The organism is Streptomyces sp. NPDC101152, assembly GCF_044768275.1.
Taxonomy (GTDB): Bacteria; Actinomycetota; Actinomycetes; order Streptomycetales; family Streptomycetaceae; genus Streptomyces.
Genome location: NZ_JBIWPO010000141.1, coordinates 1 through 1,599 on the forward strand (window position 1 = coordinate 1; position 1,599 = coordinate 1,599).

Annotated in this window: 2 protein-coding genes; both read right to left on the bottom strand. The window is 67.4% G+C overall.

Annotated elements, in window-relative coordinates; all coding sequences use genetic code 11:
* Positions 1-40 precede the first annotated feature (40 nt).
* Positions 41-361, bottom strand: coding sequence for a MafI family immunity protein (locus tag ACIRVK_RS45510; RefSeq protein WP_404258055.1), 321 nt, complete (start codon positions 359-361; stop codon positions 41-43).
* A 31-nt stretch (positions 362-392) separates the two neighbouring features.
* Positions 393-1,511: an IS630 family transposase gene (locus ACIRVK_RS45515; RefSeq protein ID WP_404258057.1), complete on the bottom strand. Its 1,119-nt coding sequence runs from the start codon at positions 1,509-1,511 to the stop codon at positions 393-395.
* Positions 1,512-1,599: the final 88 nt, after the last annotated feature.

Here is a 1,599-nt window from a genome sequence, read left to right on the forward strand (position 1 = left end):
CTAGTGCTCTGACCGGGAAGGTTTACCGGGTTAGCGGGGGTCACTCCTGCTCGGAGGCAGCTGCGAGGTGGCGGCGGCAGAGGTCGGCAGCCGTGAGGTGGGGTGTGTGCAGCGCATCGCTGTAGAGCCGCATCTCACGAGCTGCCCGGTCGAGGTGCTGCCAGAAGGTGAGCGGCAGCTCGAGGTCGTCACCGAGATCGACGAGACAGTCGAAGGCCAGTCCCAGCTCGTTGTGCTCCAGGAACTCAAGCGTCGCCGAGAGGTCGATGTTCGCCAGGCCCGTCAGGTGGCCCCGGGCGGCGTCGAGGTGGTTACGGGTCTGGTTCCAGCTGGTCTGAAGTGCCTCGCGATCAACGGTCATGGCGCCAGTGTCGCCGGTGCCGTTGGCATGGTCACGCGGCTTTCACTGCTCGCCCGCCCCAGCGGATGCCCTTCTCACTGCGGATGCGGGCGCGTTCGCGTCGTTGGGCGGCCAGCACGTCGGGATGGCGGGCGTTCTTATTGCGCCAGCGCAGGTAGGCGTGCAGGGCGCGCGTCTGGGCCGTGTGGTTGGGGTGGTTGGAGTTGGCGACGGTGAACTGCCGCAGCGGTCCGAAGTGGGCCTCGATCGGGTTCGCCCAAGACGCATAGGTCGGGGTGAAGCACAGCTTGACCTTGTTCTTCTTCGCCCAGCGACGGATATCGGCGCCTTTGTGTGCGGACAGGTTGTCCAGGATCACGTAGATCGGGGCGCCGTCCGGGCGGGCGGTCCGGATCGATTTCAGAGCGGCCAGGGTGTTCGCGGCGCCCTTCTTGCGCCGGTTGACGCCCCACAGGCGATCGTCGCCGATCGAGTAGCAACCGTGGAAGTACCGCACCCCGTGGGTGCGGTGGTAAGTCGCGGGATGCCGCTCGGGCCGGCCTTGCTCGGCCCAGCACAACCCGGCGGTGGGCCGGATGCCGAGCGGCCCGAACTCGTCGAACGCAAATACACGATCCGGGAAACGCTCCAGCACCTCCTCGATGCGGTCCAGCTTGGCGTCGCGCTCGGGGTCAGGCGATTCCTTCCATGTCTTGGTCCGCTGGAAGGTGATGCCGCGGCGGGCGAGCAGGCACCGTAACGCCTCACGGCCGATCCGGATGACGCGGCCGTGTACTTTTCGCAGGTAGGTGGCGAGTTTGCGGATGGACCAGCGGGTGAAGGGCTGGCCGAGCTTGGTCGGGCGGGTGGTGGCCGTCTGGGCGACGAAGTCCTCGTCGTCACGGTTGAGCAGGCGGGGACGGCCTCCCGCCCATCGAGGGTCCAGGGCGGCCAGGCCGATCTCGTTGAACCGGTGGATCACATCCCGGACGGTGTCCTCGTCGGCCTGCACCAGCTTCGCGATCACAGGGACCCGGTTGCCGCCGGCCGAGGCCAGCAACATCATCGCGCGCCGGTAGCGCACCGAACTGGTGCTGCCCCGGCGCACGATTTGCTGCAGCTTCTGCCCCTCCTGGTCAGTCAGCCTGCGTACACGGACAGGCTCAGCCACCCCACACCCCCAGCAGTCGGACGGACGTCTCGGGACATCCAACCGCCGGAATCACCAACCCGGCCAACCTTCCCGGTCAGAGCACTAG

Coding starts and splice junctions, on each gene's coding strand:
- ACIRVK_RS45510 (WP_404258055.1), bottom strand. CDS start 361: ATGACCGTTGATCGCGAGGCACTTCAGACCAGCTGGAACCAGACCCGT.